Below are 15,582 nucleotides of genomic sequence, written 5' to 3'. Positions count from 1 at the left end.
TCTTAGTTCTCCCGATCGCCTGACAGCAGCAGATACAGTGCGGCCATCCGCACGGAAACCCCGTTGGTCACCTGTTCGCGCACGGTTGACATGGGCGAATCGGCGGCGGCAGCGGAAATTTCGAGGCCCCGGTTCATCGGCCCGGGGTGCATGACAATGGTAGTCGGCTCGAGCCGGTGCAGCCGCGCGTCGTCGAGTCCCCAGCGTCTCGCGTACTCGCGGCTGTTCGGGAAGTAGGCGTCCCGCATCCGTTCGCCCTGAATGCGAAGCATCATCAGAACGTCCGGCCCGGCGGCGATGGCGTCGTCGAGGTCGTAGCCGATGCTGACGGGCCATGCCCGGGTGTCGACGGGGACGAGGGTCGGTGGGGCTACCAGACTGACCGTCGCGCCGAGAGTCGTGAGCAGCCAGACGTTCGAACGTGCCACCCGGGAGTGCAGGATGTCGCCGACGATGCTGACTGTGAGGCCGTCGAGGCTGCGCCCGCGGGAATCCGCGCCGTGCACACGCTTGCGGATGGTGAACGCGTCGAGGAGCGCCTGGGTGGGGTGCTCGTGGGTGCCGTCGCCGGCGTTGAGGATGCCCGCGTCGATCCAGCCGCTGGTGGCCAGCGTCTGCGGAGCTCCCGATGCGGGGTGACGGATGACGACGGCATCCGCGCCCATCGCCTGCAGGGTCTGTGCTGTGTCCTTGAGGCTCTCGCCCTTCGAGACGCTCGATCCTTTCGCACTGAAGTTGATGACATCCGCGCTCAGGCGTTTCGCGGCGGCCTCGAACGAGATGCGAGTGCGGGTGGAATCCTCGAAGAAGAGGTTCACGACGGTCTTGCCGCGGAGCGTGGGGAGTTTCTTGACCTCGCGCTGCTGGGTGTCTGCCATGTCTTCGGCGACGTCGAGCAGGCGGACGGCCGCGTCGCCGTCGAGGTCACGGGTCGACAGCAGGTGGCGCATCACAGGGCCGCCGCATCGATCGAGACGAGATCGGCGCCGTCGAGTTCGGCCAGTCGCACGTTGATCCGTTCGGTCTGAGAGCTCGGCAGGTTCTTGCCGACGAAGTCCGGGCGGATCGGGAGTTCACGGTGCCCGCGGTCGACCAGCGTGGCGAGCCGGACGGCGCGGGGTCTGCCGATGTCGCCGATCGCGTCAAGGGCGGCCCGGATGGTGCGGCCGGAGTAGAGAACGTCGTCGACGAGGATGACGGTCTTGCCGTCGATCCCCGAGGCAGGGATGTGGGTCGGGGCCGGCGTGCGGGTCGGATGCTTCGCGAGGTCGTCCCGGTACATGGTCACGTCGAGCGACCCGGCCTCGATGGCCGTGCCGGAGATGTCGGAGATGATCCGGGCGATGCGGTCGGCGAGAATCACGCCCCGAGTCGGGATTCCGAGGAGGACGAGGTCGTCTGCGCCTCGATTGGACTCGAGGATCTCATGCGAGATCCGAGTCAACGCTCGGGCGATGTCAGCCTGCTGCAGTACGACGCGCGCACTCATGTGCTGACTCCCTTCTCCGTCTCTCTGGGCGGCTTTAAAGGTTGTCGGTTTCGTCCACCCTACCAGCGGGCGTGCCTACCCGCCTCCGCTCGCAACCCTCGCCGGTCGGGTAGTGCCCATTGCGCAGGGCGTCCGCATACCGAGCCCGCGTCGGAATAACAGGAGATCGCACGTTTATCAGGACTGAAGTACCGAAAGCCTCCTGCAAACCGTGCGATCTCCTGCGGAGTCTTTGGCGGGCATCCGCACCGGGAAGGACTGGGCTGCACGCGGCGTTACACCTCACCGTGACCGTCGACTCCCCCGCACCCCAACCCGCACCGGCCGACGTCGTCGTCATCGGTGCGGGGCAGGCGGGCCTCTCCGCGGCGTATCACCTGCAGCGGCGAGGCTTCGTACCCGCGGCGAACGCACCGACGGGCACGTCGGCCAGGACCTACGTCGTCCTCGACGCCGAAGACGGCCCTGGCGGAGCCTGGCGCCACCGCTGGAAGAGCCTCGTGATGGCCACGGTCAACGGGATCAGCGACCTTCCGGGAATCGCGAAGCCCGATGTCGACCCCGATCAGCCGAGTTCGGAGTTCCTCACCGGCTATTTCGGGGACTACGAGCGGGAACTCTCCCTCGCCATCGTCCGCCCTGTGCGGGTGTCAGGAGTCTTCAGGGAGGACGACGACCCGCACGGCAGGCTGCGCGTCGAATCGGATGCCGGCACCTGGTCCACCCGCGCCGTGATCAACGCCACCGGCACATGGACCCGCCCGTTCTGGCCGCTCTACCCCGGGCAATCGACATTCCGGGGACGCCAGCTCCACGTCGCCGACTATGTCTCAGCCGATGAGTTCACCGGGCAGCACGTGCTCGTCGTCGGCGGAGGAATCTCGGCGGTACAGCTCCTCGATGAGATCTCCACCGTCGCCACGACGACGTGGTTCACCCGCCGCGAACCCGTCTGGCGCGACGACGTCTTCGACGACGCGGCCGGCCATGCCGCCGTCGCCCTCGTCGAGGAACGGGTGAAGCAGGGCCTGCCCCCGCAGAGCGTGGTGTCCGTCACCGGCCTGATCTGGACGCCCGTCCTGCGCGCCGCTGCCGCTCGCGGTGTCCTCGACCGGCATCCGATGTTCACCGCGATCGAGGCCGACGGGGTCCGGCACGCGGACGGCTCGTTCGAGCGTGCGGACGTGATCCTCTGGGCTACCGGGTTCCGTGCGGCACTCGACCACCTCTCGCCGCTTCACCTCCGTGTGCCTGGCGGCGGAATCGTCATGGACGGCACGTCCGTCGCCGCAGAGCCGCGCGTCCACCTCGTCGGCTACGGCCCGTCGTCGTCGACCATCGGCGCGAACCGGGCCGGACGCGCAGCAGTCACCGGAATCGTCCGCATGCTCGACGCCGCACCGGCCGCGCGGCTCGCGGGCTGACCCGTCAGTCCGGCTCGGTCGACCGGATCCGTTCCCGACGGGTCGGGATGCCGTCCGTCACGGCCTCCCACCGGCCGTCCCGTTCCACCTCGTACGCGCTGAACGCGCAGGCGATGCCGTTCGCCGTCATCAGGTCCGGCGAGTCCATCAGTTGGAAGTGCAGATGTGGTGAGGTCGAATTTCCGGTGTGCCCGACCCTCCCGAGGAGATCTCCGGATGCCACACGCTGACCGGGAATCACCGCGACCGTCCCCGGCGCGAGATGGGCGAACCCGGCGAACAGGGCGCCTGAGCGCAGGATCACGTGGTTGCCGAGGATGCTGGGCAGACGCTCAGGCGTGAACGTGACGGCGTTCCTGACCATGCGGAGGATCTCGGCGACCGGGTGGATCCATTTCCGCTCGGGGAAGCCGTCGACGGCGCGCACGACGTCACCGTCGAACGGTGCGTGGACAGAGGCACCCCATGCGTAGCAGTCGCGTGTCCTCGTCCCGAGAACGAGGCCGCGAGCGGTGCCACCCGGGTCGACGTGCACTCCCCTTCGCCGGTCGACCCTGACCAGGTCGAACGCGTATCGCTGTCCGAGCATGTCTGTGCCGTGGCTCGGCACTCTGGTTGCAGGCGTCGTGACGGCCATCCAGCCTTCCCCGCGGAGGGGGAACGTCACGGTGACGGGGTTCTCGAGCGAGGGGGCCATGGCCCAAGAGCGTAGTCCCGGCCGCCGCTGGGGTGAATGCCCCAAGACGACGGAACGCCCGCCGACTCGCACGGAGGTGCGAGGGCGGGCGCCCGGAGGATGTGCTCTAGCCGTTGGCCTGCGAGATCTTGCCGAGAAGGCCGTTCACGAAGCCGGCTGAATCGTCTGTCGAGAGCGTCTTGGCTGACTCGACGGCCTCATCGATCGCGACAGCCGCCGGGATCTCATCGTTGAACAGGATCTCCCACACGCCGATTCGCAGGATCGCGCGGTCGACGGCGGGCATCCGCGCGAGGCTCCAGCCCTGCGCGTACGTCTCGATCTGCTCGTCGATCTCCTCGGAGTTGTCGATGATGCCGTCGACGATGTCCCTGGCGTAGAGCCAGGACGCTTCGCGCTGCGGCTCGCTCGCCGCACGCTGCGCTTCGACGGTCAGGGCGTCGCGGAGCGGAAGTTCGCGAAGGTCGGCACCATAGAGGATGTCGATGGCCCGTTTGCGGGCCTTGCTACGGGCGCTCACTAGTCGTTGACGCGGCCCATGTAGTCACCGGTGCGGGTGTCCACCTTGACCTTGGTGCCCTGCTCGAGGAACAGCGGGACCTGGATCTCATAGCCGGTCTCGACTGTGGCGGGCTTGGTGCCGCCGGTCGAACGGTCGCCCTGCAGGCCAGGCTCGGTGTACGTGATCTCGAGGACGACGGATGCCGGAAGCTCGACGTAGAGCGGGTTGCCGTTGTTGAGGGCGACGGTGACCGACTGGTTCTCCAGCATGAAGTTGGCGGCGTCTCCGACGACGGTGGCCGGGACGGTGAGCTGGTCGTAGTCAGCGGTGTCCATGAAGACGAACGCTTCGCCGTCGTTGTACAGGTAGGTGAAGTCGCGGCGGTCGACGTTCTCGATCTCGATCTTGGTGCCGGCGTTGTACGTGCGGTCGACGGTCTTGCCCGAGACGACGTTCTTGAGCTTGGTGCGGACGAACGCGCCGCCCTTGCCCGGCTTGACGTGCTGGAATTCGATGACGTTCCAGAGCTGGCCGTCGATGTTGAGGACGATTCCATTCTTGATGTCGGCGGTAGATGCCATGAAGAGGGGGTTCCGTTTCAGTGGGAAGAGGTTCGGCCCGACGGGGCCGTCCCAAGGAGTTTACCCGCAGCGCGTCGAGGCGCCAAAGGCACCGCTCAGCGTGGGAGGGTGACGGCCGACAGCGCCAGCCGGTACGAGTCGAAACCGAAGCCTGCGATGATGCCCGTCGCCACACCGGAGATCACGCTGGTGTGCCTGAACGTCTCCCGGGTGTGCGGGTTGGTGATGTGCACCTCGACGAGCGGCAGGCCAGCCTTGGTGACGAGCGCTGCGGCATCCCTCAGGGCGTAGCTGTAGTGGGTGAAAGCGGCAGGGTTGAGGATGACGGGCGAACCGGTGTCGACGGCCTCGTACAGCCAGCCGATGAGCTCGGCCTCGTCGTTGGTCTGGCGGAGATCGATGGTGACCCCATCGGGCGCGTCCGCTTCGAGGATGACGCGCAGGTCGTCGAGGCTGCCGCTTCCGTAGACGTCTGGTTCACGGGAGCCGAGGCGACCGAGGTTCGGGCCGTTGAAAACGAAGATCCGAGTCATGGTTCAGGAGCCTACTTCCTGGTACGCCGCGAAGAGCAGCGATGTCTCAGGGCCGGCGAGGACGGTCGGCTTGGCCAGGTCGTCGAGGACGATGAAGCGGAGCATCCCCGCCCGCGCCTTCTTGTCGCGCTGCATGGTCGCCAGGAGCGTGTTCCAGCGCCCGAGCGGGTACTCGGTGGGGAGGGACAGGGAATCGAGGATGCTTCGGTGCCGGTCTGCCACGGCGTCCGGCAGGCGGCCGGCCAGCCTGGACAGCTCTGCTGCGAACATCATGCCGACGGCGACAGCGGCACCGTGACGCCACTGGTAGCGCTCGGCGTGCTCGATGGCGTGGCCGAGGGTGTGCCCATAGTTGAGGATCTCGCGCACGCCGCCCTCCTTGAAGTCCTCGCTGACCACTCGCGCCTTGAGGGCGATGGACAGTTCGACGACCCGGCGGAACGCGTCAGTGGTCGGGTCGGTGACGACGTCGACGTCTGCCTCGATGTGGTCGAGGATCTCGGGCTCTGCGATGAACCCGCACTTCACGATCTCGGCGAATCCGGCGAGGATCTCGTTCTTCGGCAGGGTGGAGAGCAGATCGAGGTCGACGACGACGCCGGCGGGAGCGTAGAAGGAACCGACGAGGTTCTTGCCCTCGTTGGTGTTGATGCCGGTCTTGCCGCCGATGGCTGCGTCGACCATTCCTGCCACAGACGTCGGCACCTGCACGAGGCGGACGCCGCGCAGCCAGGTCGCTGCGACGAACCCGGCGACATCGGTGGTCGCTCCCCCACCGAAGCCGATGACGGCATCCGTCCGGGTGAAGTCGGCCTGTCCCATGATCTGCCAGCAGAAGGCCGCGACCTCGACCCGTTTGCCGGTCTCGGCATCCGGGATCTCAGCGAGGAGGACCTGGTATCGATCCGAGAGGCTCTCACGCAGCTTCTCGGCCCGTGCGCCGAGCGTCGGAGGGTGGACGAGGAGGATCTTCGCCGCCTGGTCGCCCAGGGCGACCGGGATCCGGTCGAGTATGCCGCGTCCCACCTCGACGTTGTACGCGTCGGTTCCTGTGACCTCGATGGTGGTGATGTCCGTCATGCGTGTCCTTTCGCCCAGTCGGCGATTCTGTCGGCGATGTTCTCGATCGGCTCGCGCGACGTGTCGAATGTGATGGTGGCCAGCCGTTCGTACGTCGGCCGGCGTTCCTCGTAGATGCGCTGCCAGTCGCCCGTGCCGTCCTTGAGGAGCGGTCGCTTGTCGGTCCGGATCCGTGCGGCCACGGCCTCAGCGGTCACCGTGAGCAGCACGACGGTGAGACCGTCGAGTTCGGCTTGCGTGTCGGGGTCGATCACTGCGCCGCCGCCGAGGGAGACCACGGCGGATTCCTTCAACGCGTGGGCAACGGCGATGCGTTCGAGGCGGCGGAACTCCGGTTCGCCGTGAAGGGCGAAGATCTCCGTGATCGGCCCGTGGTCGGCGACGATCCTCTTGTCCGTGTCGACGAACGGCACAGAGAGCGACCGGGCGACACGGCGGCCGATCTTGGTCTTACCGGCCCCCATCGGTCCGATCAGGACGAGGGGAAGCGGCTTCGCCTGCTCGCTCACTGAGGTTCTGGAGTGGATTCCGTCGCGGTCCGAAGACCTTCGGGGATCGCGGCGATGTAGGAGTCCAGGTTGCGCTTCGTCTCCTCGATGGCGTCTCCGCCGAACTTCTCGAGGACCGAATTCGCGAGCACGAGTGCGACCATGGCTTCGGCCACCACACCGGCTGCAGGAACGGCGCAGACGTCCGAACGCTGGTGGTGCGCTCCTGCGGCCTCGCCAGTGGCGACGTCGATGGTGCGCAACGAGTGCGGTACCGTCGCGATCGGTTTCATGCCGGCACGCACACGCAGGACGGTGCCCGTGCTCATGCCGCCCTCGGTTCCTCCGGCTTTGTCGCTTGAGCGGACGATCCTGTCGCCGATGGCGAACAACTCGTCGTGTGCGGCCGAACCGCGACGGGTGGTGGTGAGGAAACCGTCGCCGACCTCGACCCCCTTGATGGCCTGGATGCCCATGAGAGCGTGTGCGAGCTGGCCGTCGAGGCGCCTGTCCCAGTGCACGTGCGACCCGAGCCCTGGCGGAAGCCCGTATGCGAGCACCTCGACGACGCCGCCGAGGGTGTCACCGTCCTTCTTGGCGTCGTCGACTTCTGCCACCATGCGCTCCGACGTGGCGGGGTCGAAGCACCGCAGCGGATCCGCGTCGAGCAGGTCGACGTCGGCAGGGGTCGGCAGCGCAGTACCTTCGGGAACGCGGACGGGACCGATCGAGAGCGTGTGGCTGACGAGGGTGATCCCGAGCTCGGCGAGGAAGGAACGCGCGACGGCTCCGAGGGCGACGCGCGCTGCGGTCTCGCGTGCACTCGCCCGTTCGAGGATCGGCCGTGCTTCGTCGAAGTTGTACTTCTGCATGCCGACGAGGTCGGCGTGACCTGGCCGTGGTCGGGTCAGCGGCGCGCTGCGGCCGCGGGACTTCTCGGTCTCCTCGATGGGCTCCGGGTTCATCACCTCGACCCACTTGGGCCACTCGGTGTTGCCGATGCGGATGGCGACGGGGCTGCCGAGAGTGAAGCCGTGGCGCACTCCCCCGGAGACGTTCAGTTCGTCCTGCTCGAACTTCATCCGGGATCCGCGGCCGTAGCCCAGCTTGCGGCGGGCCAGATCGGCGCGGATCGCGTCGAGGGAGACGGGGACGCCGGCGGGCAGGCCCTCGACGATTGCAATGAGTTCCGGGCCGTGAGACTCTCCGGCAGTGAGCCAACGAAGCATGGCTCTATCCTTCCACAGCGGCTGGCCCCGCTCTGACGCGGGGCGCTAGCCTGCAGGAAGGACACCGACACGGAACAGGGAAGGGCGGCAACGCATGGAGGTCCTCGTCACAGGAGGCACAGGGACCCTCGGCTCGATCGTCGTCGACCGGTTGCGATCGGCCGGTCACATCGCCCGTGTCCTCAGCCGCTCAGCGAAAGCCGGAGTGGTGACCGGCGACCTGCGCAAGAATCTCGGGATCGGATCAGCGGTCACCGGAGTCGACGTCATCGTGCACTGTGCGACCGGTCGCGGCGACGTCAGCGCCACGAAGAACCTGGTCCACGCGGCTCGTTCCTCTGGAAACCCGCATCTGGTCTACATCTCCATCGTCGGCGTCGACAGGATCCCGTTCAGCTATTACCGGCAGAAGCTCCAGGCCGAGGCCGTGATCTCCGGCAGCGGGTTGCCGTTCACGATCCTCCGCGCCACGCAGTTCCACACCCTCGTCGCCGGGATCTTCGACGCCCAGCGAAAGGTGCCACTGCTCGTCGTCCCCGCCGTGTCCGTTCAGCCGGTCGAGGTCTCGGAGGTGGCCGATGTCCTCGCCGGCCTCGCTGTCGCCGAGCCCGCCGGCCGCGTGCCTGACTTCGGCGGTCCTGAGGTCAGGCCGGCGCACGAATTCGCCAGCGCGTGGCAGCGTGCAGAGGGACAGTACAGGCACCAGGTGCCGCTTCGGCTGCCCGGCGGGACATTCCGCGCGTTGCGCGAGGGAAGAAACGTGACCAGCGGACTCCCCACCGGTTCCGTCACGTTCGACGAATTCCTCGCGGCCCGCAAGCGCTGAGCAAACGCGACGGTCTGTGGGTCAGGCGATCGGGATGCCCCGATTGTCGAGACCGACGGATGCCAGCATGGCCGCCAGCACGGCATCCTCGTCGTCGAGCGGCTGGAACGGGTCGTCGAACGCGAAGATGCGGACCTGGACGAGCGCCTGGTGCACGAGCATGGACAGGCCGTTGGCGACCGTTCCGCCGGCGTTCTCCCACCCGGAGGCGAGAGCACTCGGCCACGGGTCGTACGCGACATCGAGCAGCGCAGACTCTGCCATCACTCGGGCCGGGTATCTGACGGGGGCGTTCGATCCGCCCGGCAGGGTGCTGACGACGAGCTGAGGAGTCGGGAGCCCCGCGATCGTATCGAATCCGACCAGCTCGACGGTGAGCCCTGCACGGTGGCCGAGGTCGACGAGGCCGGCGGATTTCTCCGGCGAGCGGGTCACGATCGACACGTTCAGGGCGCCGAGCTCGGCCGCGGCGACGACGGCGCTTGCCGCTGTGGAACCCCCGCCGAGAATGTGCACCTGGGCGGCTTCGGTGACGTCGAGCGTTGCCAGGGCGCGGAGAATGCCGGTGACGTCGGTGTTGTAGCCGGACAGTCGCCTGCCGGTCCCTGTGTCGGTGAAGTGCAATGTGTTCACGGCGCCCGTGAGTTCCGCGATGGCGTCCCGCGTGTCTGCCAGGTCGAATGCGGCGGATTTCAGGGGCATCGTCAGCGACAGTCCGCGCCACGTGTCGTCGAGGTCAGCGAGCGCCCCGGGCAGCTCGGCGGCGCCCACCTCCCGTGAGTCGTATTCCCAGTCGACGCCGATGTGCCGATACGCGGTGCTGTGCAGGACGGGCGACTTCGAGTGGGCGATCGGTGAACCGAACACGGCGAGGCGTTCGGTCATCAGCAGCCTTTGCCCGGGTTCGCGTCGCACCAGGAGCGGAGTTGCGCGACGGCCGCTTCATGTTCCTCGATCGTGTTCGTAAACACGGTCTCGCCGGTGTCGAGGTTCACCGTGACGAAGAACAGCCAGCTGCCGTCCGCCGGCGCCATGGCTGCGGCGATCGCGGCGTCGCCCGGACTGGCGATCGGCCCGATCGGCAGCCCGGTGCGCTTGTAGGTGTTCCACGGGTTGTCGGACTCGAGGGCTTCCTTTGTAGACCAGACCGAGCCGGACTTCGTCGTGTCAGCGTACTGGGCCGTCGAGTCCATCTCGAGCTTCATGTCGACGTCGAGCCGATTCTGGATGACCCGGCTGACCTTGTAGAAGTCCTCGTCGAGCCGCGCCTCCCGCTGGATGATCGAAGCGATGGTGAGGATGCGTTCGCGGTCCTCGACCGGCACGGCGGCGGAGTCGAGCGAGCTGATCGTCCTGTCGACGAGCACCTGGATGATCTGCTCGGCGGTCAGCCCCGGGTCGAATGTGTAGAGCGCAGGGAACAGCCAGCCTTCGATGGAGACCGCTGTGGCGGGGATCCCGTACTGCGAGGGATCGGCGACCGCCGCCTCGAACTCCTCGACGGGGATCTCGGTTCCCGCTGACAGCTCTTCGATGATCTCGGCGCCGGTGATTCCTTCACGCAGGAGCACCGTCCGCTCGATCTTGTTGTCAGGGTCGAGCAGCGCATCGAGTGCCGACTGTGCGCTCATCTTCTTCGCGAGCTGGTAGACGCCCGGGTGGAAGACCGGTTCGGCGTCCTGGGTGAGGAGCAGGTCGTAGAACGCTTCGGTCGTCTTCGTCACGCCGCTGTTCTTCAGCGTCCTGGCGATGTCCGATCCGTCGTCGCCTGCGGCGATCGAGACCATGACCTCACCGCTGCCTGAGCCCTCGTAGTCGTTGGGCTCTTCCCAGCCCATGACGGAGCGGATCTGCGGCTCGAAGGTGTTCCAGACGTACAGACCTCCCCCACCGATCCCGGCGAGGAGGACGAGCACGACGACAGCGGCGATCCAGCCCGACTTCTTCTTCTTTTCACGCGGCGGGTAGTCCGGGGCAGCGGAGCGTCGCGACGCGCGGTCGCGGCCTCGTGCGTCGGGCTCAGTCGGCTCGGTCGCTCCGACAGCCGGCGAGACGTCCGCCGTCGACTCAGTCGGCGGAACGGCCGTTCTGCCCGCTTGTTCACGAGCCTCACGCCGTGACAGCGGGGCATCGGCAGCCGCGGAGACGGGTGACGGGTCCGTGACGAAGGCAGAGTCATCGCCGGCGGGAGGCGGGGTGGGCGAGGTGGATTCGACGGCGGGGTCCGGCGTGGACTCGACGTCCTGGTCCCGGCCGCTTGACCCGAATACGGCGTCGAACGCGTCATCGCGTGGCGTCTGTTCAGTCACTCCTGTGTTCCTTCATTCGGGCTGACGAGTGTGCCAGGGGGGAACGCGCTGCCGCGCTCCGCATCGAGGGCGTGCTGCAGGATGATGACGGCCGCGACCTGGTCGATGACGGTGCGAGAGCCCTTCTGCTTCTTGCCAGAGCTCCGCAGCGCCGAGTGGGCGGACACGGTCGACAGTCGTTCGTCGACCATGCGGACCGGGATACCGGATGCAGCTGCAAGCGTTGCCGCGAAACCGGCTGCATCCTCTGTCGACGCCGTCCGTCGCCCGGAGAGTGCGAGGGGCAGCCCCACGACGATCTCGATCGGCTCGAGTTCGCCGGCGATCTCGAGAATGCGGCGGATGTCTGAGTCGCCGCTCGAGGCCCGCGGGACGGTCTCGATCGGCGTCGCCAGCATCGCATGGGCGTCAGAACGGGAGACGCCGATGCGAGCCGTTCCGACGTCGATGCCGATGCGGACACCTGCGCGCATGTCGGTTCCCACCGTCAGCGCGTGACCGCGTCGACGATGGCGGACAGCGCTGCTGGGATCGCGGCGGAATCTGACCCGCCACCCTGGGCGAGGTCGTCCTTGCCGCCTCCGCCTCCGCCGAGGACGCCTGCGGCGGTTCGGGCGAGCTGGCCGGCCTTCGCGCCGAGGGCACGGGAGGCGTCGTTCGTGGCGACGATGACGATCGGACGGTCGTTGACGGTCGCGGCGAGGGCGACGACCGACGGGTCGGAACCCAGCCGTTCGCGCACACCGGTCACGAGCGATCGCAGGTCGTCCTGCGAACCGAGGACTCCGACCGATTCAGCCACGGTGCGGATCGCACCCGGCCGGACCGTCGACACCAGGGCAGGAATACGTTCTGAGAGCAACCGCGCCTCGAACGACTGGATCTTCTTCTCGGCCGACTTGAGGTTCGCGACGAGCTCGGCGATCCGGTCGGGCAGCTGCTCACGCGGAGTCTTCAGAGATGAGGTGAGCTGCGACACGATGGCGCGCTCGGCAGCCAGGTCACGGAACGCCTCGAGCCCGACGAGCGATTCGACGCGGCGGTTGGTCGATCCGACGCTGGACTCACTCACGAGGTTGATCATCCCGATCTCGGCACTCGACGACACGTGTGTTCCTGCGCAGAGTTCGCGAGACCACGGTCCCCCGATGTCGACGACACGCACGACATCGCCGTACTTCTCGCCGAACAGGGCCATGGCGCCGAGCGACTTCGCCTCGTCGAGCGGGAGCTCACGGGTGACGACCTCGAGGTTGTCCCGGATGGCGTTGTTCGAGACCTCTTCGATCTCAGACCGCGTCTCCTGGGACAGTCCCTGGTTCCAGGAGAAGTCGAGTCGCAGGTAGCCGGCCTTGTTGTACGAACCGGACTGGTGCGCGTTGGGGCCCAGGATCTGGCGCAGCGCGGCGTGGATGATGTGGGTTCCCGAGTGGGCCTGTTTTGCGCCACGCCGGTAGTCGGCGTCGACGACGCTTCGAGCGACGTCCCCGACTCCGACCTCGCCGCGCGACACCTGCACCTTGTGGCTGATGAGACCCTTGACCGGCTTCTGAACGTCGAGCACTTCGAGCTCGTAGCCCGGTCCGACGATGAGGCCCTGGTCGGACTCCTGGCCACCGGACTCCGCGTAGAGCGACGTCTCGGCGAGGATCACTTCGGCGATGTCCCCGGCGACCGCCGTGGTGACCGAGTGGCCGCCGACGATGAGCCCGAGCACACGGGATTCCGTTTCGAGGTCGGTGTATCCGGTGAAGACTGTCTCGCCCTGTGCCCGGAATGCGCTGTAGACGGAGAGATCGGCGAGTGCCGTCTTCTTCGCTTTTGCGTCGGCCTTCGCGAGCGAGCGCTGGTTCGCCATGAGCGCGTCGAATGCCGGGCGGTCGACGGAGAGGCCTGCTTCTTCAGCGATCTCGAGGGTGAGGTCGATCGGGAAGCCGTAGGTGTCGTGGAGCAGGAACGCGGTGTCGCCCTGGAGCCTGCTGCTCCCGGTGTCCTTCGTCTTCGTGACCGCGAGGTCGAGGATCGTGGTTCCGCCTGCCAGCGTGCGCAGGAAGGTCTCCTCCTCGCCGAAGGCGGCCTGGGAGATCCGGTTGTAGTCGTGCTCGACTTCCGGGTATGCGGACTTCATGGCGTCGCGGGATGCGGCGAAGAGTTCGGGGAACGACGCGCCGTCGACGCCGAGCAGGCGCATCGCACGCACCGTGCGGCGCATCAGGCGGCGGAGAATGTAGCCACGGCCTTCGTTGGACGGCGAGACGCCGTCGCTCATGAGCATGAGTGAGCTGCGCACGTGGTCGGCGATGACGCGCATCCTCACGTCGTCGGTGTGGTCGGCGCCGTAGCGCTTCCCCGACAAAGCGGCCGCGCGGTCGAGGACGGGCCTGACCTGGTCGATCTCGTACATGTTCTCGACGCCCTGCTTGAGGAACGCGACACGTTCGAGTCCCATGCCGGTGTCGATGTTCTTCTTCGGCAGTTCCTGGACGATCTGGAAGTCTGTCTTCGAGCGGACGTCGCCGATCAGGTACTGCATGAAGACGAGGTTCCAGATTTCGACGTACCTGTCGTCATCCGTCGCCGGTCCGCCGTCTGCGCCGTACGCGGGGCCGCGGTCGAAGAAGATCTCCGAGCACGGACCGGCCGGGCCGGGCTGGCCGGTGTGCCAGTAGTTGGTGTCCTTGTCGAGACGCTGGATCCGTTCCTCCGGCAGGCCGGCGACCTTCTTCCACAGCGCGATGGCCTCGTCGTCGTCCTTGTAGACGGTGACCCAGAGGTCCTTCTCGTCGAACCCGTAGCCGCCGTCGCTCTCCGAGGAGGTGAGCAGCTCCCACGCGTACGCGATCGCCCCCTCCTTGAAATAGTCGCCGAAGGAGAAGTTCCCGGACATCTGGAAGAACGTGCCGTGGCGCGGGGTCTTCCCGACCTCTTCGATGTCGTTGGTGCGGATGCACTTCTGGACGCTCGTTGCGCGCGGGTACGGCGCTGGGACGAGACCGGTGAGGTAAGGAACGAACGGAACCATTCCCGCAACGGTGAAGAGCAGCGACGGGTCGTCTGAGACCAGGGAGGCTGAGGGGACGACGGTGTGGCCGCGCTCGGCGAAGAAATCGAGCCAGCGCTGGCGAATATCAGCGGTCTTCATGGGTCCGTTCGAAGGTTGAGGGTGCGCCTGGGCGCAGCGGTCAGTTCTTATTGAGGTCGCCGAGAGCGTCTTCGGCATCACGGGCGAGGTCGTCGATCTTGTCGCGGAGCTCGGCTTCGCGCTCCTTGTATGCGTCGGCGACGGTCTCGCTGAACTCGCGCAGTTTCTGGTCCAGGTCGGCGAAGAACTCCTTGCCGCGCTGGGTCTTGTTGACTTCGTGGGCGACGACAAAGCCGGCACCGATGCCTGCGATCAACCAGAGCAGGTTCTTCATAGGGGCTCCTCCTGTAACTGTGGGGCGGATGCTTCCAAGCTATTCATCCTATCGGGTGAGCCTGTTGACCAGCCGAACGCGGCCGGTACGACGAACGGGGCCGCGGCAGATGCCGCGACCCCGTCCGTTCGATAAGCAGTGCTTAGCGAGCTGCGTAGTACTCCACAACGAACTGGACTTCACAGGTCACGGGGACCTCTGCACGCTTCGGGCGGCGCACGAGGCGTGCCTGCAGCTTGTCGAGTTCGACCTCGAGGTAGGCGGGAACCTTGGGCAGGACATCGACGTGTCCGCCTGCGGCTGCAACCTGGAAGGGCTCGGTGCCTTCGCTCTTGGCCTTGACGTGGATGAGCTGACCCGGCTTCACGCGGAAGGACGGGCGGTCGACGAGCTGGCCGTCGACGAGGATGTGACGGTGCACGACCATCTGGCGGGCCTGTGCGGTGGTGCGGGCGATGCCTGCACGCAGCACGAGCGCGTCGAGACGCATTTCGAGGAGCTCGACCAGGTTCTCACCGGTCAGGCCCTGGGTACGGCGAGCCTCTTCGAAGGCGATCTTCAGCTGCTTCTCGCGGATGCCGTACTGGGCGCGCAGACGCTGCTTCTCGCGAAGACGCACGGCGTAGTCGGAGTCGGTCTTGCGCTTGGTGCGGCCGTGCTCACCGGGAGCATACGGGCGCTTTTCAAGGTACTTTGCAGCCTTCGGGGTCAGGGCGATGCCCAGTGACCGCGAGAGGCGGGTCTTGCTACGGGTACGTGACTTGGTAGACACGGGTTCCTTTCGATGGAATCTCTGACAATGTGATGCCGACGCACAGAAGTGCGACCGGAAAGTAAGAGGGGTGAGCCGGAACAGTTCGGCTAAAGAACATGTCCGTCAACCCGATTCAGTGCAGCCATACATTCAAACCGGGCCTAGGCCAGCAACAATCCTAACACGGGTGGGCCTGACACGAACGCGGTCTGCCGCGCGCCCCAGGCAGTGTCGCGCGAAGGTTCCCGTTGCGG

Annotated in this window: 17 protein-coding genes; 2 read left to right on the top strand and 15 right to left on the bottom strand. The window is 66.8% G+C overall.

Annotated features, from left to right (window positions below; all coding sequences use genetic code 11):
• Positions 1–2: 2 nt before the first annotated feature.
• The gene (locus AC1M2K_RS14175; protein ID WP_480241454.1) at positions 3–950 is read right to left on the bottom strand and encodes an aspartate carbamoyltransferase catalytic subunit; all 948 of its coding nucleotides are present in this window, start codon (positions 948–950) and stop codon (positions 3–5) included.
• The gene (pyrR, locus tag AC1M2K_RS14170; RefSeq protein ID WP_480236514.1) at positions 950–1,489 is read right to left on the bottom strand and encodes a bifunctional pyr operon transcriptional regulator/uracil phosphoribosyltransferase PyrR; all 540 of its coding nucleotides are present in this window, start codon (positions 1,487–1,489) and stop codon (positions 950–952) included. Before pyrR ends, AC1M2K_RS14175 begins: the two co-directional genes overlap by 1 nt.
• Before the next feature lie 287 nt (positions 1,490–1,776).
• Between pyrR and AC1M2K_RS14165 the strand changes: the two genes are divergently transcribed.
• Positions 1,777–2,913 carry an FAD-dependent oxidoreductase gene (locus AC1M2K_RS14165; RefSeq protein WP_480241453.1) on the top strand — a complete coding sequence of 379 codons (1,137 nt, stop codon included), beginning with the start codon at positions 1,777–1,779 and terminating at the stop codon, positions 2,911–2,913.
• 4 nt (positions 2,914–2,917) lie between these two features.
• Here AC1M2K_RS14165 and AC1M2K_RS14160 read toward each other — a convergent pair whose 3' ends face one another.
• The 7 genes from AC1M2K_RS14160 to aroC form a co-directional block, all read right to left on the bottom strand.
• The gene (locus AC1M2K_RS14160; protein WP_480241452.1) at positions 2,918–3,610 is read right to left on the bottom strand and encodes a peptidoglycan DD-metalloendopeptidase family protein; all 693 of its coding nucleotides are present in this window, start codon (positions 3,608–3,610) and stop codon (positions 2,918–2,920) included.
• A gap of 106 nt (positions 3,611–3,716) precedes the next feature.
• Positions 3,717–4,130: a transcription antitermination factor NusB gene (nusB, locus tag AC1M2K_RS14155; RefSeq protein WP_480236516.1), complete on the bottom strand. Its 414-nt coding sequence runs from the start codon at positions 4,128–4,130 to the stop codon at positions 3,717–3,719.
• Complete coding sequence (gene efp / locus AC1M2K_RS14150; RefSeq protein ID WP_480236517.1) at positions 4,130–4,693, bottom strand: elongation factor P; 564 nt, start codon at positions 4,691–4,693, stop codon at positions 4,130–4,132. The genes nusB and efp overlap by 1 nt, the downstream gene beginning before the upstream one ends.
• 95 nt (positions 4,694–4,788) lie before the next feature.
• Positions 4,789–5,226, bottom strand: a complete 438-nt coding sequence (locus tag AC1M2K_RS14145) for a type II 3-dehydroquinate dehydratase (protein WP_480241451.1) — start codon at positions 5,224–5,226, stop codon at positions 4,789–4,791.
• A gap of 3 nt (positions 5,227–5,229) precedes the next feature.
• Positions 5,230–6,306 carry a 3-dehydroquinate synthase gene (aroB, locus tag AC1M2K_RS14140; RefSeq protein ID WP_480241450.1) on the bottom strand — a complete coding sequence of 359 codons (1,077 nt, stop codon included), beginning with the start codon at positions 6,304–6,306 and terminating at the stop codon, positions 5,230–5,232.
• The gene (locus tag AC1M2K_RS14135) at positions 6,303–6,770 is read right to left on the bottom strand and encodes a shikimate kinase (RefSeq protein ID WP_480241743.1); all 468 of its coding nucleotides are present in this window, start codon (positions 6,768–6,770) and stop codon (positions 6,303–6,305) included. Before AC1M2K_RS14135 ends, aroB begins: the two co-directional genes overlap by 4 nt.
• A gap of 41 nt (positions 6,771–6,811) precedes the next feature.
• Positions 6,812–8,023, bottom strand: coding sequence for a chorismate synthase (aroC, locus tag AC1M2K_RS14130; RefSeq protein ID WP_480241449.1), 1,212 nt, complete (start codon positions 8,021–8,023; stop codon positions 6,812–6,814).
• Positions 8,024–8,117: 94 nt separating this feature from the next.
• Here aroC and AC1M2K_RS14125 point away from each other — a divergent pair, with 94 nt between their 5' ends.
• Positions 8,118–8,849 (top strand): SDR family oxidoreductase, encoded by a 732-nt coding sequence (locus tag AC1M2K_RS14125; protein WP_480241448.1) that lies wholly within the window; start codon positions 8,118–8,120, stop codon positions 8,847–8,849.
• Positions 8,850–8,870: 21 nt separating this feature from the next.
• Here the strand turns inward: AC1M2K_RS14125 and AC1M2K_RS14120 are convergent, their stop codons facing one another.
• From AC1M2K_RS14120 to rpsD, 6 genes are all read right to left on the bottom strand, one after another.
• Positions 8,871–9,734, bottom strand: a complete 864-nt coding sequence (locus AC1M2K_RS14120; protein ID WP_480241447.1) for a shikimate dehydrogenase — start codon at positions 9,732–9,734, stop codon at positions 8,871–8,873.
• Positions 9,734–11,158, bottom strand: coding sequence for an endolytic transglycosylase MltG (gene mltG / locus AC1M2K_RS14115; RefSeq protein WP_480241446.1), 1,425 nt, complete (start codon positions 11,156–11,158; stop codon positions 9,734–9,736). The genes AC1M2K_RS14120 and mltG overlap by 1 nt, the downstream gene beginning before the upstream one ends.
• Positions 11,155–11,631 carry a Holliday junction resolvase RuvX gene (ruvX, locus tag AC1M2K_RS14110; RefSeq protein WP_480241445.1) on the bottom strand — a complete coding sequence of 159 codons (477 nt, stop codon included), beginning with the start codon at positions 11,629–11,631 and terminating at the stop codon, positions 11,155–11,157. The genes mltG and ruvX overlap by 4 nt, the downstream gene beginning before the upstream one ends.
• A gap of 14 nt (positions 11,632–11,645) precedes the next feature.
• Positions 11,646–14,300 (bottom strand): alanine--tRNA ligase, encoded by a 2,655-nt coding sequence (gene alaS / locus AC1M2K_RS14105; protein ID WP_480241444.1) that lies wholly within the window; start codon positions 14,298–14,300, stop codon positions 11,646–11,648.
• 40 nt (positions 14,301–14,340) lie between these two features.
• Entirely contained in the window at positions 14,341–14,574 is a 234-nt protein-coding gene (locus AC1M2K_RS14100; RefSeq protein ID WP_480236527.1) for a hypothetical protein, read from the bottom strand.
• Between the two features lie 142 nt (positions 14,575–14,716).
• Positions 14,717–15,346: a 30S ribosomal protein S4 gene (gene rpsD / locus AC1M2K_RS14095; protein ID WP_480236528.1), complete on the bottom strand. Its 630-nt coding sequence runs from the start codon at positions 15,344–15,346 to the stop codon at positions 14,717–14,719.
• Between the last annotated feature and the right edge of the window lie 236 nt (positions 15,347–15,582).

The sequence above is a fragment of the Mycetocola sp. Y171 genome, assembly GCF_056713165.1.
Note: the sequence above shows the minus strand (reverse complement) of the source record. Positions and strands in the feature narration are given on the sequence as shown.